Source organism: Pseudomonas solani (assembly GCF_026072635.1).
GTDB classification, from domain to species: Bacteria; Pseudomonadota; Gammaproteobacteria; order Pseudomonadales; family Pseudomonadaceae; genus Metapseudomonas; species Metapseudomonas solani.
On the sequence record NZ_AP023081.1, the window covers coordinates 6,255,360 to 6,274,880 of the forward strand.

The 19,521-nt window shown below is 68.0% G+C and carries 15 protein-coding genes and 1 pseudogene; 12 read left to right on the plus strand and 4 right to left on the minus strand.

Features of this window, described 5'->3' with window-relative positions; translation table 11 throughout:
* Positions 1-76: 76 nt before the first annotated feature.
* On the minus strand, positions 77-1,018 hold the full coding sequence (locus tag PSm6_RS28355) for a class I SAM-dependent methyltransferase (RefSeq protein ID WP_265168957.1): 942 nt from the start codon (positions 1,016-1,018) through the stop codon (positions 77-79).
* Positions 1,019-1,155: 137 nt separating this feature from the next.
* Between PSm6_RS28355 and PSm6_RS28360 the strand changes: the two genes are divergently transcribed.
* The 5 genes and pseudogenes from PSm6_RS28360 (at position 1,156) to PSm6_RS28375 (ending at position 6,111) form a co-directional block, all read left to right on the plus strand.
* The gene (locus PSm6_RS28360) at positions 1,156-2,691 is read left to right on the plus strand and encodes a sensor domain-containing diguanylate cyclase (RefSeq protein WP_265168958.1); all 1,536 of its coding nucleotides are present in this window, start codon (positions 1,156-1,158) and stop codon (positions 2,689-2,691) included.
* Positions 2,692-2,960: 269 nt separating this feature from the next.
* A pseudogene (locus tag PSm6_RS30705) lies at positions 2,961-3,713 on the plus strand (MCP four helix bundle domain-containing protein); the annotation flags it as partial.
* The gene (locus tag PSm6_RS30710; RefSeq protein ID WP_371877166.1) at positions 3,708-4,571 is read left to right on the plus strand and encodes a methyl-accepting chemotaxis protein; all 864 of its coding nucleotides are present in this window, start codon (positions 3,708-3,710) and stop codon (positions 4,569-4,571) included. The pseudogene PSm6_RS30705 and the gene PSm6_RS30710, both read left to right, overlap by 6 nt.
* A gap of 124 nt (positions 4,572-4,695) precedes the next feature.
* Positions 4,696-5,607, plus strand: a complete 912-nt coding sequence (locus tag PSm6_RS28370) for a LysR family transcriptional regulator (protein WP_021222430.1) — start codon at positions 4,696-4,698, stop codon at positions 5,605-5,607.
* A gap of 111 nt (positions 5,608-5,718) precedes the next feature.
* Positions 5,719-6,111, plus strand: coding sequence for a helix-turn-helix domain-containing protein (locus PSm6_RS28375; RefSeq protein WP_031288907.1), 393 nt, complete (start codon positions 5,719-5,721; stop codon positions 6,109-6,111).
* Between the two features lie 340 nt (positions 6,112-6,451).
* On the opposite strand, the gene PSm6_RS28380 is transcribed toward PSm6_RS28375, so the two are convergent.
* Positions 6,452-7,948, minus strand: a complete 1,497-nt coding sequence (locus PSm6_RS28380; RefSeq protein ID WP_265168962.1) for an ATP-binding protein — start codon at positions 7,946-7,948, stop codon at positions 6,452-6,454.
* 204 nt (positions 7,949-8,152) lie between these two features.
* Positions 8,153-9,106, minus strand: coding sequence for a GlxA family transcriptional regulator (locus tag PSm6_RS28385; protein ID WP_265168963.1), 954 nt, complete (start codon positions 9,104-9,106; stop codon positions 8,153-8,155).
* 244 nt (positions 9,107-9,350) lie between these two features.
* Between PSm6_RS28385 and PSm6_RS28390 the strand changes: the two genes are divergently transcribed.
* The 3 genes from PSm6_RS28390 to PSm6_RS28400 all read left to right on the plus strand — a co-directional run bounded on the left by PSm6_RS28390 (position 9,351) and on the right by PSm6_RS28400 (position 11,930).
* A complete protein-coding gene (locus tag PSm6_RS28390; protein ID WP_021222434.1) occupies positions 9,351-10,100 on the plus strand; it encodes a TerC family protein in 750 nt (249 codons plus the stop codon).
* Between the two features lie 353 nt (positions 10,101-10,453).
* A complete protein-coding gene (locus tag PSm6_RS28395; RefSeq protein ID WP_265167663.1) occupies positions 10,454-11,425 on the plus strand; it encodes an IS110 family RNA-guided transposase in 972 nt (323 codons plus the stop codon).
* Between the two features lie 217 nt (positions 11,426-11,642).
* Positions 11,643-11,930 (plus strand): hypothetical protein, encoded by a 288-nt coding sequence (locus PSm6_RS28400; RefSeq protein WP_021222435.1) that lies wholly within the window; start codon positions 11,643-11,645, stop codon positions 11,928-11,930.
* A 40-nt stretch (positions 11,931-11,970) separates the two neighbouring features.
* Here PSm6_RS28400 and PSm6_RS28405 read toward each other — a convergent pair whose 3' ends face one another.
* Positions 11,971-13,737, minus strand: a complete 1,767-nt coding sequence (locus PSm6_RS28405) for a putative bifunctional diguanylate cyclase/phosphodiesterase (RefSeq protein ID WP_265168964.1) — start codon at positions 13,735-13,737, stop codon at positions 11,971-11,973.
* Positions 13,738-13,989: 252 nt separating this feature from the next.
* Here PSm6_RS28405 and gbpA point away from each other — a divergent pair, with 252 nt between their 5' ends.
* From gbpA to gspE, 4 genes are all read left to right on the plus strand, one after another.
* Complete coding sequence (gene gbpA, locus PSm6_RS28410) at positions 13,990-15,531, plus strand: N-acetylglucosamine-binding protein GbpA (RefSeq protein ID WP_265168965.1); 1,542 nt, start codon at positions 13,990-13,992, stop codon at positions 15,529-15,531.
* Positions 15,532-15,635: 104 nt separating this feature from the next.
* On the plus strand, positions 15,636-16,157 hold the full coding sequence (locus PSm6_RS28415) for a type II secretion system protein N (protein WP_052351289.1): 522 nt from the start codon (positions 15,636-15,638) through the stop codon (positions 16,155-16,157).
* Positions 16,154-18,052 (plus strand): type II secretion system secretin GspD, encoded by a 1,899-nt coding sequence (gene gspD / locus PSm6_RS28420; protein WP_265168966.1) that lies wholly within the window; start codon positions 16,154-16,156, stop codon positions 18,050-18,052. Before PSm6_RS28415 ends, gspD begins: the two co-directional genes overlap by 4 nt.
* A complete protein-coding gene (gene gspE, locus PSm6_RS28425) occupies positions 18,049-19,521 on the plus strand; it encodes a type II secretion system ATPase GspE (RefSeq protein ID WP_184491721.1) in 1,473 nt (490 codons plus the stop codon). The genes gspD and gspE overlap by 4 nt, the downstream gene beginning before the upstream one ends.

Sequence of the window (19,521 nt, forward strand, 5' to 3'; positions counted from 1 at the left end):
GAGCCAGGCAGGGGTGCAGGGACGGCCCCTGCATCCCGCATTCCCTGCCTTCCCGGGCTGAAGTCTGGGCTACGCCTTACACGCCCTGGGTAAACACCAGGGCCTTGAGCCCGCCTTCCGGGTCCACGTCCTCGAATTCCGGCGGGTTGGCCAGGCGCTCGCGGAAGGCCAGCCCCGGCGCTTCCTCGGCCATGGTGCGGACGATGAAATCCGCCCCCGTGGCCGGGTCGTTGACGCAGGCCAGCACCTGGCCGCCCTCGGCCAGCAGCTCCGGCAGGCGGCGGAGGATCTTGCGGTAGTCGCGGTCCAGCTCGAAGCTGCCCTTCTGGAACGACGGCGGGTCGATGATCACCAGGTCATAGGGCCCGCACTTCTTCACCTTGCCCCAGGACTTGAACAGCTCGTGGCCGAGGAACATCACCTGGGTCAGGTCGTGTCCGTTCAGCCGGTGGTTGTCGCGGCCCCGGCTCAGCGCGGCGCGGGCCATGTCCAGGTTGACCACCGCCACGGCGCCGCCGGCGAGGGCGGCCACGGAAAAGCCGCAGGTGTAGGCGAACAGGTTGAGCACGCGCTTGCCGGCGGCCTGCTCGCGCACCCAGCGGCGGCCGTAGCGCATGTCGAGGAACAGGCCGATGTTCTGGTTGCGCATCAGGTCCAGGCGGTAGGCCAGCCCGTCCTCGTGCATGCTCCATTGCGCCACCGCCTCGCCCCACAGCAGCTCGGTCTCGCTGCCCGGCAGGTAGCGCCGCTGCAGCAGCAGGCTGCGCACCGGTGCGGCACGCCAGGCGTCGCTGGCCACCAGCTCGGCGAGCATCGCCTTCAGCGCGGCCAGGGCCTCGTCCTCCGGTTCGCGGAACAGCGCCACCTGCACCACGCCCTCCAGCCAATCCACCACCAGATGCTCCAGCCCCGGCCAGCGCCGGCCACGGCCGTGGAACAGGCGGCGGGTCTCGGTGGGCAGGTCGCCCAGGGCGGCAGTCAGCTGGAGGCGGAGGGTGTCGAGGGCGGCGGGGGTCATGAAGGGAGTCCTGGTTCAGAGGCGCGGCATTCTAACCGCAGCGCTGCTAGGCTGCCTGTGTCCCGACTCTTCGGAGGTTTTCCCGCGACCATGGTCACAACCATGACGTCCCTGCGTAATCGTCGAGCCCGACAGCCATGAACAGGCCGCCCCCCATGGAGAACCCCCAGGGCCATATCCAGGCACGCCGCCTGGCGTTCGGCTTCACCGCGCTGGTGATCGTGGCGATCCTGGCCATGGAGAGCTGGCAGGTATGGAAGGCCCACCAGCAAGAGTTCCGCCGCGCCGAGGTCAACGCCACCAACGTCGCCAGCGCTGCCGCCCAGCATGCCCGCGACGCGGTACGCCAGGCCGACGCGCTGCTGGTGGGGCTGATCGAACGGGTGGAATGGGACGGCATCGACAAGCTCCAGGTGGAGCGCATGCGCGGCCTGATGAAGCGGCAGCAGCGCTACCTGCCCCAGTTGCACGGCCTGTTCATCTACGACAAGGACGGCAACTGGCTGGTGACCGACAAGGACCACGTCCCCCCCGGCGCCAACAACGCCGACCGCGAGTACTTCATCCATCACCGCGAACACGCCGACAACGACCTGTACATCGGCAAGGTGATCAGCAGCCGTTCCACCGGTGACCTGGTCATCCCGGTGTCACGGCGCATCAACAACCCTGACGGCAGCTTCGCCGGCGTCGCCCTGGCCACGCTCAAGGTGGATTACTTCGTGCGCTTCTACGACAGCTTCGACGTCGGCGACTCGGGCATCATCATCCTCGCCCTGCAGGACGGCACCCTATTGGTGCGCCGCCCCTTCCTCCCCGAATCCATCGGCGCCAGCCTGGCCAAGGGGCTGGTGTTCAGCGAGCTGCTGCGCGAGGCGCCGGCGGGCACGGCGATCTTCCATGGCCAGGTGGACGGCATGGAGCGGCTGTTCAGCTACCGCCAGTTGGCGGACTACCCGCTGGTGGTGGAAACCGGTATCGCCACCCGCTCCATCACCGCGCCCTGGCTGGACCAGGTGGCGCGCTCGGCCATGGTGGTGGTGGCGATGATCGTCGGCCTGGTGCTGTTCGCCCAGGCGCTGATACGCCGCATCGAATCCGGCGCCCTGGCCGAAGAGGAGCTGCGCCTGGCCCACGACGCCCTCGAACAACTGGCCATGGTCGATGGCCTCACCGGCCTGGCCAACCGACGCCGCCTCGACGCCGTATTGCCCATCGAAGCCAACCGCGCACGACGCCAGGGCGCGCCGCTGGGCATCGTCATGCTCGATATCGACCACTTCAAGCGCTACAACGACCGCTACGGCCACCCCGCCGGTGACCAGTGCATCAGGGCCGTCGCCCAGGTGGTGGGCAGCTTCGCCCGCCGTGCCGGCGACCTGGCTGCCCGCTATGGCGGCGAAGAGATGACCCTGCTGCTGCCCAACACCAGCGAGGCGGAAACCCGCGCCGTCGCCGAACAGGTGCGCCTCGCCGTGCGCGAGCTGGGCATCCGCCACGAAGGCAGCGACCTGGGGCTGGTCACCCTCAGTGCCGGCATCTACGCCTACATCCCCGTCCCCAACGACAACACCCCGGACAGCCACCTGCTGCGCGCCGCCGACGAAGCACTCTATAGCGCCAAGGCCGCCGGTCGTGACCGGGTGCATCCGCCTGAGGACGGGGCCGGCTGATCCGGGGCGTCACGGTGAAGGTCATTCGCGAATGAATTCGCCCACGTGGGCGACTGAAGTCGCCCCTACCCCCCTCCCCCCGCATCACACCGTCCAGACGCCACCCCCATCCGTAAACAACCTCACACCTCACCCTTCAGCTTCCCACAGCCCCTGCCGATAGCCTGGTACGCGCTTCGCTTAAGCCCAGGGCCGGCGCCGTGTCTGCAACTGGCTACCCCAAAACGATTCATAACAAATCGGGAGTCGTCCCCATGCTTTTACGCCGTATGAAGATCGCGCCGCGCGCCATCTTCAGCTTCTCCGTGGTTGCGCTGCTGGTGATCCTGCTCGGGCTATTCGCCCTGCACCAGATGAAAGGCATCCGCGCCTCCACCGTGATGCTCAGCGAAAACAGCATGCCCAGCTACGCGGCACTGGGCACGATCAACGAGAAGATGCTGCGCCTGCGCATCGTCTCCTTCCGCATCCTGGTGGACCGCGAGCCGGCGCTGCTGCGCGCCACCAACCAGCGCCAGGCAGAGCTCACCGGCCAGCTGCACAAGGCCCAGGGCGACTACGAGAAGCTGGTGGACGACGGCGAGGAGCTGGCCCAGTACAACCGCTTCAAGTCGGTGCTGGAGGGCTACTACCGGGTCAACGACCAACTGGTGCGGCTCTCCGATGCCGACAAGCTCGACGAGCTCCGCACGCTGCTGGGCGGCGAGTACAAGAAGTACTCCGACGAGCTGGGCGTGCAGCTGGAAACCCTGATGAAGATCAACCAGCGCAACGCCGCCGAGACAGAGCAGCACGCCATAGACCAGTACGACAGCGCGGTGCTGGTGGTCAGCGCGGTGATGATCCTCGCCGCCCTGCTCACCGGCGTGTTCGCCCTGATTCTCACCCGCAGCATCGTCACCCCGCTGGACGAGGCGATGAAGGTGGCCGACAGCGTGGCCTCCGGTAACCTCACCGAGCGCATCGAGGTGCACGGCAGCGACGAACCGGCCCTGCTGCTCGGCTCCCTGCGCACCATGCAGCAGAGCCTGAAGACCACCATCGAGCACATCGCCCGCTCCTCCGACCAGTTGGCCTCCGCCGCCGAGGAACTCAACGCGGTGACCGAGGACTCCAGCCGTGGCCTGCACCAGCAGAACCAGGAGATCGAGCAGGCCGCCACCGCAGTCAACGAGATGACCACCGCCGTGGACGAAGTGGCGCGCAACGCCGTCGCCACCTCCGAGGCATCGCGGGAATCCGACCGCACCGCACGCGGCGGCCAGGACCAGGTCAACCGCACGGTGGACTCCATCAGCGACCTGGCCCGTGACGTCGGCCAGACCTCCAGCCAAGTGGAAGAACTGGCCGGCAAGGTGCAGGGCATCAGCAAGGTCCTCGACGTGATCCGCGCCATCGCCGAGCAGACCAACCTGCTGGCCCTCAACGCCGCCATCGAGGCCGCCCGCGCCGGTGACGCCGGCCGCGGTTTCGCCGTGGTCGCCGACGAGGTGCGCGCCCTCGCCCACCGCACCCAGCAGTCGACCCAGGAGATCGAGCAGATGATCGGCGGCATCCAGCAGGGCACCAACCAGGCGGTGGATGCCATGCAGAACAGCAGCCAGCGCGCCCGCGCCACCCTGGAGATGGCCCGCGCCGCCGGCCAGGCGCTGGACACCATCACCGAAGCCATCAGCCACATCAGCGAGCGCAACCTGGTGATCGCCAGCGCCTCCGAGGAGCAGGCCCAGGTGGCCCGCGAGGTGGACCGCAACCTGGTGAACATCCGCGACCTGGCCCAGCAGACCGCCGCCGGCGCCCACCAGACCAGCTCCGCCAGCCAGGAGCTGTCGCGCCTGGCCATTGACCTCAATGGCCTGGTGGCGCGCTTCCGCGTGTGATCGCAGCGCCTGCGCGCCCCCTCGCGCAGGCGCTGCACAAGCGCACATGCGTACAAGCCGGCCGCCGGCCGTTGTGCAAGGCTGACGGCCCGCTGCCCCTCTGCACGGATAAAGGAACCCACGCATGAACCGCAGCGAAATGCGCCGCGTCGATCTCAACATGCTGATCGTCTTCGAGACACTGATGCATGAACGCAACCTGACCCGCACCGCCGAGAAGCTGTTCCTCGGCCAGCCGGCGATCAGCGCCGCCCTGTCGCGCCTGCGTGACTATTTCAACGACCCGCTGTTCGTGCGCAGCGGCCGCGCCATGGAGCCCACCACCCGCGCGGTGGAGATCCTCCAGCAGCTGCGCCCGGCACTGGACGCCATGTCCAACGCCCTCAGCCACGCCCACGAGTTCGACCCGGCTACCAGCAACCTGGTGTTCCGCATCGGCCTTTCCGACGACGTCGAGTGCGGCCTGCTGCCGCCGCTGCTCAACCACCTGCGCGAGGTGGCGCCGAACATCGTGCTGGTGGTGCGCCGCGCCAACTTCCTGCTGATGCCCAGCCTGCTGGCCTCGGGGGAGATTTCCGTTGGTGTCAGCTACACCACCGAGCTGCCGGCCAACGCCAAGTGCCGCACCCTGCGGCGCATCCAGACCATGGTGCTGCGCGCCGACAAGCGCCCCGAGCCGCTGACCCTGGACGACTACTGCAGCCGTCCCCACGCGCTGATCTCCTTCTCCGGCGACCTGTGCGGCAACATCGACCAGGACCTGGCGCGCATCGGCCGTTCGCGCCGCGTGACCCTGGCCGTGCCGCAGTTCAACGGCCTGCGCGCGCTGCTGGCCAACTCCGAGCTGATCGCCACCGTGCCCGACTACGCCGCCAGCGAACTGGTGGCCGGCGGCGGCCTGCGCGCCGAGCCACCACCCTTCGAGATCGTCCCGGCCAAGCTGACCATGGCCTGGCGCGGTGCCCAGGACAATGACACCGCCGAGCGCTGGCTGCGCACGCAGATCGTGCGGTTCATGAGCGAAGACGGGCTCTGAGGCGAATTAACAACGTTTAACTCGCGCCCCAGGGCGGCGCCCCGAACAATCCCGGTGATCCTCCCGTGGCCCCAGGCCACGGGCCAGCCACCGCGAACCGGGATGAACGCCATGGCCAGCCTCCACCACGACAGCACCTGCGAGCACGAACAGCCCGTCGATGCCGGCACTTCCGGCGGCCTCGCCCCCTGGCGCGAGCGCCTGGCCAAGCAGATGCTCCTCGACCACCTCGCCGAGGGCATCCCCGTCGCCCGCCTGGCCGAGGCCTGCGCCCTCTCCCGCAGCCACTTCGCCCGCGCCTTCAAATGCAGCACCGGCATGACGCCCCAGGACTGGCTGCGCCAGCAACGCCTGGCCCGCGCCAAGGAGCTGATCCGCACCTCCGACCTCAGCCTCACCCGCATCGGCCTCGAATGCGGCTTCTACGACCAGGCCCACTTCTCCCGCCTCTTCACCCGCGCCGAAGGGGTCAACCCGATGAGCTGGCGGCTGATCGGCGAGTGATCCCAATGAGTTCGTTCCCTTGGTGCCTCATGTAGGTCGGGTGCAACCCGACAGCGACGCAACCCATTCACCGCGGGTTTCACCCGCCCTACGTGCTCGACCTACGGGCTGGCTCGCGACCCATGTAGGGGCGACTTCAGTCGCCAAGCAGGCCGCAGGGCTGCCCTGACACGGTGCCCCTGGCGGCATCGCTCGGTGGATGAAAAGAGCGTCATCCACCCTACACACCGGTCGGCACCGTGGTTCGGGTGGGGCACGGCGCCGTAGGTTGGCGCCGAGCGCAGCGAGACCCAACGGGGCGAGGTTCGGCCTCGCTGCAGGGTTCGCTCAACCTGCAGACTCAATGGGGCACTACCGGCATCGGTGCGCCGCGCCAGAGGCTGGGCAGCAGCAGCGCCTGGCGCCATTCGGGGGCACGCGGGGGGTGCAGTTCCAGCAGCTCGCCGCCGCTGTGCAACTTGTCCAGGGCGTAGGCGCGGGTGGTTTCCAGCAGGCGGTAGCACACCTGCTCCTCCTCCGGCTCCGCCAGCAGCAGGGATTTCGCCACCAGATGGCTGATGGCCTCGTACAGCCGTGTCTCGCTGAGGCGCTCGCAGCCGATGACGCGAACGGCGCTTTCGAAGGTGAAGGCCTGCTTGAACAGCGCCAGGCGTTGCAGCACGACACGCTCCAGGGCAGAGAGCAGACCGTAGCTCCAATCCAGGTTCGCCCGCAGGCTCTGATGCCGGGCCGCTGCGGTGCGACGCCCCTGGGCCAACAGCTGGAACTGGCCATCGAGCAGCCGTTGCAGGCCTTCGAGGCCCAGGCCATCCACCTGGGCCGCCGCCAGTTCGATGGCCAGGGGCAGGCCGTCGAGGCGACGGCAGATGTCGCTCACCAGCGGCACGTCCCCGGGGCGCAGGCGGAAGCCGTCCTGGCGCGCACGGGCGCAGGCGACGAACAGGCGGATGGCCGCACAGCCCAGCGCCTCGTCCACGCCGCAGTCGCCCGGTGGTGGCGGCACCGGCAACCCCGCCAGGCGCTGGATGCACTCGCCTTCGGCCAGCAAGGGTTCGCGGCTGGTGGCCAGGATCGCCAGGCGCGGCGCACGGCGCAGCAGGCCTTCGGCAAGTAGCGCGCTGGCATCGATGACGTGCTCGCAGTTGTCCAGCACCAGCAGCGCGTGGCGCTGCCGCAGTTGGCAGCCGAGGGCGGCGAGGGGCTCGCCGTTGGCCGGCGCCAGGCCAAGCACCGTGGCCACCGCAGCGGCCACGCCTTCGGGCCCGCAGGCGGCCAGGTCGATGAAGTGCACGCCGTCCGCGTAGTGCTCCAGCAGCAACTCGGCGACGCGCAGGGCCACGGTGGTCTTGCCCATGCCGCCGGGGCCCACCAGGGTGAAGAAGCGCCGCGCCGGCAACTGGCTCACCAGCGTGCCGACCACGGCATCGCGCCCCTCGATACGGGTCAGCCGTATGGGCAGGTTGTGTGCCGGTAGCGCCGCCGGGGTCGAGACACTGCCTTCACAGGCGACTTCGGCGACGAAGCTGTAGCCGCGCTGCGGCACATTGGCGATGAAGCGGCGCCCGTCGCGACCATCGCCAAGGGCGCGGCGCAGGGCGGCGATGTGCACCCGCAGGTTGGTTTCCTCCACCACAGTGGTCGGCCAGACGCGGGCGATGATGCAGTCCTTGCCGACCAGGTGGCCGGCGTTCTCCAGCAACAGCTGGAGGATGTCCAGGGCTCGGCTGCCCAGGCGCAGCGGCTGGCCGTCTTCGAGCAGCAGGCGCTGCTGAACGTGAAAGCGGAACGCGCCGAAGCGCAGGACCCGCTCATCCCGGGTGGTGCTGATGTCGTGCATGTCACTGTATGCCGGCAACCGGCGGGCACCCTGCGAACTGCCTGCAAGGCCCCGATCCGGGCCCGTGCACCCTCCTTTCGAGAATGCTTCCCATCATCCCAGCCTGATGCGACAGGACAACGGCAACGGGAGGATAAGAACGGCCAAGGCGATGCCCAGGACGGACACGGGCCCCGGCGAGGCCCTTGGCCCGGCACCCCGGGGTCAACTGAACTGGCGGCGATACTGTGCAGGGCTGAGGCCAAGCTTTTTGGCGAAGAGGAAACTCATGTGCCGCACGCTGCCGAAACCGCTGCGATAGGCCACGGTCTTCAGGGGCAGGTCGCCGGTTTCCAGCAGGTGGCGGGCGCGGTCGAGGCGCGCGCCCTGGAGGAACTCCATGGGCGTCATCTTCACCTCGCGGGCGAACACCCGGGAGAAGTGCCGGGGGCTCATGGCCACCAGGGTGGCCATGCGCTCGATGCTGAAGGGCTCGTCCAGGTGCTCCAGCACGTGGTTCTGCACCCGCGCAATGGGCGAATCACCTCCCACCACGCCGGCCGCCAGCGGGCTGAATTGCGCCTGGCCGCCCTGGCGCTGCATCACCACCAGCAGCACCTTGGCCACGTCCAGGGCCAGCTTGCGGCCATGGTCCTCGGCGACCACGCCCAGGGCCAGGTCGATGCCGGCGGTGACGCCGCCGGAGGTGAACAGCTTGCCGTCGCGGATGTAGATCTGGTCGGTCTCGATCTCGGCGCCCGGACAGCGCGCGGCCAGGCGCTCGATGTAGTGCCAGTGGGTGGTGACGCGGCGGCCTTCGAGCAACCCGGCCTCGCCGAGGATGAAGGCACCGGTGCAGATCGAGCCATAGCGCCGCGACGCCTCGGCGGCCCGGCCAAGCCAGGTGAGCATGGCCTCATCCTGGCGGTCGTTGTAGGCACCCGGGCCACCGGGCACCAGCAACAGGTCATAGGTCGGCTCGGCGTCCTCTATCAGCAGGTCGGCCTGCATGGCCAGGCCGTTGGAGGCGCGCACCGTGCGCTCGCCGGCGGCCAGGGTGACGATGCGATAGGCCTCTTGCGGCGGCAGGTAGCGGTTGGCGATGGAAAACACATCCATGGGGCCGGCCACATCGAGCATCAGCAGGTCGGGGAATAGCAGGATGGCAACGGTCTTCATGCAGCGGCAGGGTCGTTCCGGGGGAGGGTGTGGGCAGTATGAACAGGCTCTGGGACACTGTCTGCGAACAATTTCCCGCCTCGGCCCGAGCCCCCATTGGCGCCGCCGCTGCACCGCCTGTCGGGAACCCGGGACAGCGCCTTGCGCCGGCGTGCGCTTTGAAAAGACTTGTTGCTATTCCTCCATCGCCGCCGTTCGGTCGAATCTCCAGAATGGCGCCTCCCTGAATCTTCGGATAGCCGACGTGGATTACCTCCTGCAACTCGTGTCGAACCCCACCGCCTGGATCGCCCTGGCCACCCTGGTGGTCATGGAAGTGGTATTGGGTATCGACAACCTGATCTTCATCTCGATCCTCACCAACAAGCTGCCCGAGCACCAGCGCGCCAAGGCCCGCCGCCTGGGCATCGGCATGGCGCTGATCCTGCGCCTGGGCCTGCTCGGCACCGTGGCCTGGATCGTGCAACTGGTGCACCCGGTGTTCGAGGTGTTCGACCACGCGTTCTCCTGGAAGGACATGATCCTCATCGCCGGCGGCCTGTTCCTGCTGTGGAAGGCCACCACGGAAATCCGCCACTCGGTGGACCCGGCGCCGGAAGGCGACCTGTTCGTCGGCAAGCAGGTCGCCGCCATCGGCTTCAGCTCGGCCATCGTGCAGATCCTGCTGCTGGACCTGGTGTTCTCCGTCGACAGCATCATCACCGCCGTGGGCATGACCGAGCATGTGCCGATCATGGTCATCGCCGTGGTCGCCGCCGTCACCGTGATGCTGCTGGCTGCCGATCCCCTGGCGCGCTTCATCAACAACAACCCCACCGTGGTGATGCTGGCCCTGGGCTTCCTGATCATGATCGGCATGACCCTGATCGCCGAAGGCTTCGGCGCCCATGTGCCCAAGGGCTACATCTACGCCGCCATGGCCTTCTCCGCCGCCATCGAAGCGCTCAACATGCTGTCCCGCCGCGCCCGTCGCAAGGCGCAGCCGCAGGAGTGACGCACCGCCCCTCTCCTGCGCGAGAGGGGCGACTTCCGTTGCCCAGGACAGCACCGTAGCCCGGGCTTCAGCCCGGGGCCGCGCCCAACCCCGCCTAGTGGATGAAAAGAGCGTCATCCACCCTTGTATCTCGACTAACTACCCCTTCAGGGGTAATAGTTCCCGACTGATCATCGGGGGAGGGGCTGGAAGTCGTGTCCACCCTTAGGCCCTGAGCCTGCGACGTAGATAGTGCTCCGCCCCTCCACACTCACTCGAACAGCCCGAACGGTATCTTGAGCCCAGAGCTCGCATTCACAAGGTTGGGCCGGGTGCAGTGATGATCGCATTTGGAACGATCAGGAGGAGCACACATGCCCAGTGTCATTGGTGTCGACATTGCGAAGCACACGTTTGATATCGCCACCCTGCAGGCGAACGGCAAGTACCGCACCAAGGCCAAGTTGGCCAACAGCGAGGCGGGCTTTCGCACGCTGCAGGAGTGGCTGAACAAGCACAGCGAGGCGGGTGCCTGGGTCGTGATGGAAGCCACCGGCATCCACCATGAAGCCCTGGCCGAATGGCTGCTGGAGCAGAACTATCGGGTCTGCGTCCTCAACCCAGCGCAAATCGCTCACTACGCCCGCAGTCAGCTGCAGCGCGTGAAAACTGACAAGGTCGACGCCAAGCTGATCGCCGAATACGGCGAGCGCCACCAAGATGAGCTACGGCCCTGGCAGCCTGAACCTCGCGCCATACGGCGCCTGAAAGCACTGATGCGGCGCCTGGCGGATCTGCAGGAAATCCAGCAGATGGAGAGCAATCGCCTGGAGGTGGCCGATACCAGCGTGCAGGAGTCGATCCGCTCAGTGTTGCGGCACATCGAGCAACAGATCGAGGAAACCCTCAAGGCCATCAACAACCACATCGACAATGACCCGGATCTGCGCGGCAAACGTGATCTGTTGACCAGCATCGATGGCATCGCGGACAAGACAGCCGCCCTGATCCTGGCGGAGCTGGGCGACCCTCATCGCTTCACCAGCAGCCGCGCGATTACCGCCTTTGCCGGGCTCAATCCGCGTTTGCAGGAGTCTGGTAAGTACCGGGGGCAGACCCGCATTTCCAAGATGGGCTCATCGCGGCTGCGTGCTGGGCTGTACATGCCTGCCGTTTGCGCCCTGCAGCACAACGGGGCGATCAAAGCGATGAGAGAACGCCTCAGAGCCAAGGGCAAGACCGGCATGCAGATCATCTGTGCAGCGATGCGTAAGCTGCTGAACATCGCTTATGGCGTCTTGAAATCGGGCCAGCCGTACGACGTAAAACTGGCCCTTGCTCACTAGGGATCAAGACGGTATCTACACCCCGATAGGCACCGGGCCCGGTGGGAGCGAATTCATTCGCGATGCCTTTCGCGGATGAAACCGCCCCTACATGCCCTGTTCGCTGCAAAAACCGCGAAACTGACCTGAACCCTTCATATAGATATGAGATCAACATCATATCGATGCGCCAGGTGGCGATCGAAGCGCCATATCGTTACGAAGGAGTCGAACTTCGATGAATATTTCCCCTGAACTGGCCCTGTCCCAAGCCCGCGAACGGCTGCAGCACATGCGCAACGCCGCTGATGGACGCACCCTCGCCTACCGTTTCGGCGTGGCACAGGGTTATATCAACGCGCTGCGTGATTTCGCCGGGCTGGATGCGGAAACCTGGCGCCACCTGCTCGACGAGGCCGAAGCCGTGCGCCAGGAAACGGATGCCGCGCTGCATCCGCTGGTGCCCCAGGCCTTCATCCTCGCCCAGGCCGGCCCGGCCACCGAAGGCCAGCCCGCCCTGTCCTGATCGCTCCGCTCCAGCCTGCCCGGGCCCTCGCCGGCCCGGGTCAGCTGCGCGAGCGGTGCCACTCCTCCAGCTGCTCCGGTGACATCGGTCGGGCCACGTAGTAGCCCTGCACCTCGTCGCAGCCCCACCACTGCATCAGGCGGTACAGCTCCTCGGTCTCCACGCCCTCGGCCACCACGCGATAGCCCAATTGCCGCGCGAGTTGGATCACCGCGCCCACCACCCGCTGGTCGCGCAGCTCGGTCTGTACGTTGCGCATGAACGACTGGTCCAGCTTCACCGAACTGGCGGGCAGGTCGCGCAGGTAGGACCAGTTGCTGTAGCCGGTGCCGAAGTCGTCGATGGCCAGCTCGATGCCCTGGTCGCGCAGGCGGAACAGGTTGCGCCGCACCTCCTCCGGGTTCTTCATCAGCACGCTTTCGGTGAACTCCAGCTCCAAGCATGAGCCGTCGATCTGGTGGCTGCGCACCAGCTCGATGATGCGGTCGACGAAATCGGCATCGTCCATGTCGCTGGCCGAGACGTTGATCGACACCTTCCAGCCCCAGCCCTGCCGCTGCCATTCGCGGGCCTGCACGATGGCCCGCTCGGCCACCCACAGGCTCAACGGGCGGATCAGCGCGGTGCGCTCGGCCAGAGGGATGAATTCCGCCGGGCTGATGCCTCCCAGTTGCGGGTGGCGCCAGCGCAGCAGCCCCTCGACCCCGACCAGGCGACCGCTGACCAGGTCGACACGGGGCTGGTACTCCAGACGCAGCTGGTCCTCGGCGTGCACCGCCCTGGACAACGACGACAGGAGGATGAAGGCACGCTGCTGGGCATGGTCCAGCGCGGCCTCGTAGTAGCGCCAGCGCACCCCGGTTTCCCGGGCGTTGTCGGCGGAGCTGACCAGCAACCGCAGCCAGTCGCGATGGTCCGTCTGCGGATCGAGATCGAGAATGCCGGCGCCGAAGCGGATCTGCAGCGGGATGCCCTCGCACTCGATGGGCGCCGAGAAAACGTCGGCGAGGCGGTGGGAGAGCCTTTCCACGGCCTCGCGCCGGGCGCCGTGGATGATGAAGCCAAAGCGCGTGGGGCTGATCTTGTAGAGCAGGTGCCCCTCCGGCAGCGCCTGCTGCAGACGGGTCTTGATCAGCAGCATCAACGCCGCCGAGAAGGGGTAGCCGAGCACCTTGACGATGTCGTTGAGGAAGGCCGGGGCGATCATGTCCGCCGCGACCACGGTGATGCGCTGACCGGCGCGCAGCGCGCCCTCCACGTCCTCCTCCAGGCGCAAGCGGTTGTACAGGCCGGTTGGCTGGTCGATGAAGGTGGCCTCGCGGATGTTGCGCAGGCGCAGCATCGCCAGTTCCGCGAGGGACTCCAGCATGGCGGCATCGCGCGCCGACAGCGGCGGGCGCGGCTCGCTGTCGATGATGCAGAAGCTGCCCAGGGCCAGGCGCTCCTCGGTGAGCAGCGGCACGCTGGCGTAGAAGCGGATGCCGGGCTCGCCGGTGACCAGCGGGTTGTCGCAAAAGCGCTCGTCCAGGCGCGCATCGCCGACCTGGAACAACTGCTCCGACATCACCGCGTGGGCGCAGAACGCGTCACGCCGGGGCGTCTCGCTCACGGCGAGTCCCACCCTGGCGCAGAACCACTGGCGGTTGTCATCGATGATCGAGATCAGCGCGATGGGCACCTCGAAATATTCGGTGGCCATCTGCACCAGCTTCTCGAAGACCTCGTCCTGTCGATTTTCCAGCGGCCGCAGCGCGCGGACCCTGTTCTGGCGTTCGGTTTCATTGGTGGGGAGAGGGGTTACGTCCATATGTCCTCCCGACGACTGGACCCTTGGCTCTGACAGCCCTCGACGACCTTTGATTCAAGCAGCCCGATCGCCGTGGCGCCGCCCCGCATATTCACAAGGCCATTCTCGGACTCGTCCGATGGGACAGGAACCTCCCCGGAGGCATCCTGAATCCGCTCCAGATATCGCTGCCAACCTGTCGCGGCGGGCCTGCCTGCAACAGGCAGCGATATCGGAGCGCCCATTTTGAACCCCTCTCAGAAAGGTACTTCGATGAGCATTTCCAAGCGCACCCTGCGCAAGCTGCCCCTGGCCCTCGCGGTCGGCCTCGCCACCCTGGCATCCCAGCAAGCCTTCTCCCATGGCTACATCGAGAGCCCGAAATCCCGCTCGCTGATGTGCAGCATGGGCGGCGGCAACCTCAACGCCAACTGCGGCTCCATCCAGTGGGAACCGCAAAGCGTGGAATACCGCCCTGACGCGCAGAACCACTTCGGCGGCAAATGGTGCGGCGGCACCTTCCGTGAATGCGGCCCGGCCGATGGCACCATCGCCGCCGGCGGCCACAACTCCTACAGCCCGCTGAACGAACAGACCGCCACCCGCTGGCACAAGACCACCATCAAGCCCGGCCTGCAGGACTTCCGCTGGAAGTACACCGCCGGCCACGCCACCGCCTACTGGCAGTTCTACATCACCAAGAAGGACTGGAACCCCAACCAGCCGCTGACCCGCGCCTCCTTCGAAGCCGCCCCGCTGCTGCACGAGGACTTCGCCACCAGCGGTCATGCCAAGCCGGTTTCCCAAGGCTCCAGCACCCACCGCCTGAACATCCCCGCTGACCGCAGCGGCTACCACGTGATCCTCGCCACCTGGCGCATCGGCGACACCGACGCCACCTTCTACCAGGCGGTCGACGTCAACATCGACAACGATGGCGCCGGCAACGGCGGCACCACCCCGCCGGCACCGGAATGGAACCAGATCGGCGCCGTGCAGCCCGAGCCCCTCAGCGTCGGCGACACCGTGACCCTGCGCGCCTTCGCCAAGACCGGCCAGCTCAACAGCATTTCGCTGAAGATCGAGAACGCCAACCAGGCCCAGGCCAACAACTGGCCCTTCCTGCTGGCGCAGAAGGTCAACGCCGCCGACCTCGGCTACAAGCTGGGCGAGCTGAACACCACCGGCGACGTCGTGCCCAACTACGGCCGTAACGGCATCCACGTGAAGGCCGACAGCAAGGTCGTGCGCGTCGAAGTGCAGAAAGACCAGCCGAGCGTACCGGGCTCCCTGGGCCTGACCGGCCTGCAGGACAGCTACCAGATCAAGGATGGCAAGGCCGACCTGCACTTCAACGCCATCGCCCAGGGTGGCGAGTATCAGGTCAAGGCCACGGTGCTCAACGCCAAGGGTGAGACCGTCGCCCACCAGGAAGCCGCACCGGGCAACATTCCGCACTTCCACATCCCGCTGCTGAAGGCCGAAGCCGGCAAGCACGACCTGGTGGTCGTGGCCACGCCGAAGAAGGGCGAGCTGCTGCAGCAGACCCACAGCTTCAGCCTGATCGCCGAACCGGGTAACGGTGGCGAGAACCCGGGCGAAGGCGAAAACCCGGGCAACGCCAAGTACGACTTCGTCTTCCCGGACGGCCTGGCCGACTACAAGGCCGGCACCACCGTGCTGGCCAAGGACGGCAACGTCTACGAGTGCAAGCCCTTCCCCGCCAGCGGCTACTGCAAGCAGTGGACCCCGGGTTCGAACCAGTTCGAGCCGGGCAAGGGTTCCCACTCCGGCATGGCCTGGGATCGCAAGTAACCCGACCGGGGCCGGGCCATCACCCGAGCCCCCACCCCGATGAACCGGAACGCCCGACGGCCAGGAGCCGCCGGGCCGTTCCCGTCCCCGACGGAACTGCCGCCATGACGCTCATCCCCACCCTGCCGCGCGCGCTGCCGCCCCAAGCCCTGCATGGCCTGGCTGCGCTGCTGTTGTGCGCCTGGCTGGCCTGGCTGGGCCTGGGCAGCGGCGACTACCACCAGGCCCTGCGGGCCCAAGCCGACGCACCGCCGACCCGACCGTCGCTGCCGACGGCCATGCCAGCGCCGAGCCTGGATGCCACCACCATCGCCCTGATGTTCGGCGCCATGCCGCCGCAGCAGGACGCCCACGAGGAAGACCCCGGCATGCTCCTGACGCTGCTCGCCAGCCTGCGTGCCGACCACCCTGAAGATTCCCGCGCGCTGATCGCCTCCCCCGGCGGCAGCGCCTTCCACCGCCCCGGCGAGCGCCTGCCCGGTGGCGCCCTGCTGCGCAGCGTGGAGGCCGACCACGTGCTCATCCTGCGCAATGGCCGCGAACAGCGCCTGGGCTTCGCCCGCCCCGCCGAAACCCTGCTGGTGCCCCTGGCCGCGCCAGCGCCCTCGCCCGAGACGACGCCATGAACCTCACCCGCACCACCCGCGCCCTGCTGATGCTCGGCACCCTGCTCTGCCCCCTCGCCGCATACGCTGCCAAGGACGAGCAGCGCCAGTGGACCCTCAACATGAAGGACGCCGACCTGCGCGACCTGGTCAGCGAAGTCGGTGCGATCACCGGCAAGACCATGGTCCTGGACCCACGCATGAGCGGCAAGGTCACCGTGCAATCGGCCGCCGCCATGGACCAGGCCGGCATCTATGCGCTGTTCCTCAGCGTGCTGCGCAGCCAGGGCTTCGCCGCGCTGGATCAGGGCAACCGCGTGCTCATCGTGCCGGTGGCCGACGCCAAGACCCGCGCCAGCGAACACGACGGCAGCGCCGGTGAAGCCGTGGTCACCCAGGTACTGCCGCTGCACAACGCCAGCGCCGCCGAAGTGGCCGCCGTGGTGCGTCCGCTGGTGGCCACCGACGCCTATATCGCGCCCTCCACCACCGCCAACGCCCTGGTGGTGACCGACAGCGCCAGCAACGTCGAGCGCATCCGCCAGGTGGTCCGCGAACTGGACGACTCCGGCCAGCGTGCCTTCAGCACCCTGAGCCTGAAGCACGCCTGGGCCAGCGACCTGGCCAGCACCCTGAGCGAGAGCGTCAACCAGGCCAATGGCGGCGCACCGGGCGCCAAGGCGGTGGCCGATGCCCGCAGCAACCGCCTGATCCTCATCGGCCCGGAGCCGGCCCGCGCGCAGATGGCGCGCCTGGCCCGCGCCCTGGACACGCCCGGTGACGCCAGCGACGGCACCCGCGTGGTCCGCCTGCACCACAGCGACGCCAAGCGCCTGGCCGAGTTGCTCAGCGGCATCGGCAAGCGCCTGGAAGTGGGGCGTGGCGGCAAGGACGGCCAGGCCGGCTCCATTCTCATCAGTGCCGACGAGAGCCAGAACGCCCTGGTGCTGATGGCCGAGCCGGCGCAACTGGCGATGCTCGACGGCATCATCGCCCAGCTCGACCGCCCCCGCGCCCAGGTGCTGGTGGAGGCGGCGATCGTCGAAGTCAGCGGCGACATCAACGAAGCCCTCGGCGTGCAGTGGGCCGGTCGCGGCGGCGATATCGCCGGCGCCGTGCAGTTCGGCGGCAACGGCATCGCCATCGGCTCGGTGATCAACGCCCTGGAGGACGGCAAGCGCCCGACGCTGCCGGACGGCACCCTGATCGGCATCGGCAGCCGCAACTTCGGTGCGCTGATCAGCGCCCTGTCCAGCGACTCCAACAACAACCTGCTCTCCACCCCCAGCCTGCTGACCCTGGACAACGAGGCGGCGGAAATCCTCGTCGGCCAGAACGTGCCCTTCCAGACCGGCTCCTACACCACCGACAGCGCCGGCGCCTCCAACCCCTTCACCACGGTGGAGCGCCGCGACATCGGCATCACCCTCAAGGTCACCCCGCACATCAACGACGGCGACACCCTGCGGCTCAAGGTCGAGCAGGAAAGCTCGGAGCTGGCGGCCGCGCCGGCGGGCATCTCCACCAGCGACGTGATCACCAACAAACGCGCGGTGAAGAGCACCATCCTCGCCGACGACGGGCAAATCATCGTCATCGGCGGGCTGATCAAGGACAACGTCAAGACCCAGGTCAGCAAGGTGCCGCTGCTGGGCGACATCCCGCTGCTGGGCGCACTGTTCCGCTCCAGCAAGGACGTGGTGGAGAAGACCAACCTGATGGTGTTCCTGCGCCCCACCCTGTTGCGCAGCAGCGAAGCCGCCGAACGCCTCGGCCAGCGCAAGTACGAAGACCTGCGCCAGTTGCGCAGCAACGACCCGGCGGCCAACCGCCTGCTGCTGCCCAGCGCGCCGCGCCAGCTGTTCGACCCCACCGCCGAGCCGGCCGTCGACCTGCGCGACGGGGCGCGCCGATGAGCGCCGTGGCCCGCCTGCCCTTCAGCTACGCCCGGCGCCACGGGGTGCTGCTGGACGATGGCGAACTGCTGTGCCGCGCCGACACGCACCTGGCCATCCTCACCGAGGTGCGCCGCCTGCACGGCGAGCCGGCGCGCTGCCGGGTGCTCGGCCAGGACGCCTTCGCCGAACGCCTGGCCCTGCACTATCGGGACGGCCAGGGCGACGCCCAGCAGGTGGCCGCCGGCCTGGGCGAGCAGATGGCCGGCGACGACGACCTCGCCAGCCTGGCCGAGCACCTGCCGCAGACCACCGACCTGATGGACCAGGAAGACGACGCGCCGATCATCCGCCTGATCAACGCCATCCTCGGCGAGGCGGTGAAGGCCCATGCCTCGGACATCCACCTGGAGACCTTCGAGCAGCACCTTTCGGTGCGCATGCGCGTGGACGGCCTGCTGCGCGAGATCCTCCGGCCGCGTCGCGAACTGGCGGGCCTGCTGGTGTCGCGGATCAAGGTCATGGCGCGGCTGGACATCGCCGAGAAGCGCATCCCCCAGGACGGCCGCATCGCCCTGCGCATCGCCGGCCACGAGGTCGACGTGCGCGTCTCCACCCTGCCCTCGGCCCATGGCGAGCGGGTGGTGATGCGCCTGCTGGACAAACAGGCCGGGCGCCTCGACCTCGCCCGCCTGGGCATGGACGCCGCCACCCGCACGCGCCTCGAAGGCGCCCTGGCGCGGCCCCACGGCATCCTCCTGGTCACCGGCCCCACCGGCTCGGGCAAGACCACCACGCTGTACGCCGGGCTCTCCAGCCTCAACAGCGAGTCGCGCAATATCCTCACCATCGAAGACCCGGTGGAATACCACCTGCCCGGCATCGGCCAGACCCAGGTCAACACCAAGGTCGACATGACCTTCGCCCGGGGCCTGCGCGCCATCCTCCGCCAGGACCCGGACGTGGTGATGGTGGGCGAAATCCGCGACCGCGAAACCGCCGAGATCGCCGTGCAGGCTTCCCTCACCGGGCACCTTGTGATCTCCACCCTGCACACCAACAGCGCCGTGGGTGCGGTCACCCGCCTGGTGGACATGGGCGTCGAACCCTTCCTGCTCTGCACCTCGCTGCTCGGCGTGCTGGCCCAGCGCCTGGTGCGCGTGCTCTGCCCCCATTGCAAGGTCGAAACCCGCGCCGACGCCGCTGCCTGCGCCCAGCTGGGCCTGGCCCCGGACGCCGCGCCCCGGCTGTGGCAGCCGAGCGGTTGCCCGGCCTGCCAGCACAGCGGCTACCGGGGCCGCCAGGGCCTCTACGAACTGGTGCTGCTGGACGAAACCTTGCGCCAGCTGATCCACCAGGGCAGCGGCGAGGCCGACCTGGCACGCCATGCCCGCCAGCACGGGCCGAGCCTGTTCGCCGACGGCCGGGACAAGGTCCTGGCCGGCGTCACCAGCCTCGAAGAGCTGCTGCGCGTGACTCGGGAGGATTGA

Excerpts from the sequence above, each read along its gene's own strand:
- PSm6_RS28360 (WP_265168958.1), top strand. The coding sequence starts at position 1,156 with ATGAACAGGCCGCCCCCCATGGAGAACCCCCAGGGCCATATCCAGGCA.
- PSm6_RS28380 (WP_265168962.1), bottom strand. The coding sequence starts at position 7,948 with ATGCACGACATCAGCACCACCCGGGATGAGCGGGTCCTGCGCTTCGGC.
- PSm6_RS28415 (WP_052351289.1), top strand. The coding sequence starts at position 15,636 with ATGACGCTCATCCCCACCCTGCCGCGCGCGCTGCCGCCCCAAGCCCTG.
- gbpA (WP_265168965.1), top strand. The coding sequence starts at position 13,990 with ATGAGCATTTCCAAGCGCACCCTGCGCAAGCTGCCCCTGGCCCTCGCG.
- PSm6_RS28405 (WP_265168964.1), bottom strand. The coding sequence starts at position 13,737 with ATGGACGTAACCCCTCTCCCCACCAATGAAACCGAACGCCAGAACAGG.
- PSm6_RS30710 (WP_371877166.1), top strand. The coding sequence starts at position 3,708 with ATGCAGCAGAGCCTGAAGACCACCATCGAGCACATCGCCCGCTCCTCC.
- PSm6_RS28400 (WP_021222435.1), top strand. The coding sequence starts at position 11,643 with ATGAATATTTCCCCTGAACTGGCCCTGTCCCAAGCCCGCGAACGGCTG.
- PSm6_RS28355 (WP_265168957.1), bottom strand. The coding sequence starts at position 1,018 with ATGACCCCCGCCGCCCTCGACACCCTCCGCCTCCAGCTGACTGCCGCC.
- PSm6_RS28375 (WP_031288907.1), top strand. The coding sequence starts at position 5,719 with ATGGCCAGCCTCCACCACGACAGCACCTGCGAGCACGAACAGCCCGTC.
- gspD (WP_265168966.1), top strand. The coding sequence starts at position 16,154 with ATGAACCTCACCCGCACCACCCGCGCCCTGCTGATGCTCGGCACCCTG.
- PSm6_RS28385 (WP_265168963.1), bottom strand. The coding sequence starts at position 9,106 with ATGAAGACCGTTGCCATCCTGCTATTCCCCGACCTGCTGATGCTCGAT.
- PSm6_RS28395 (WP_265167663.1), top strand. The coding sequence starts at position 10,454 with ATGCCCAGTGTCATTGGTGTCGACATTGCGAAGCACACGTTTGATATC.
- gspE (WP_184491721.1), top strand. The coding sequence starts at position 18,049 with ATGAGCGCCGTGGCCCGCCTGCCCTTCAGCTACGCCCGGCGCCACGGG.
- PSm6_RS28370 (WP_021222430.1), top strand. The coding sequence starts at position 4,696 with ATGAACCGCAGCGAAATGCGCCGCGTCGATCTCAACATGCTGATCGTC.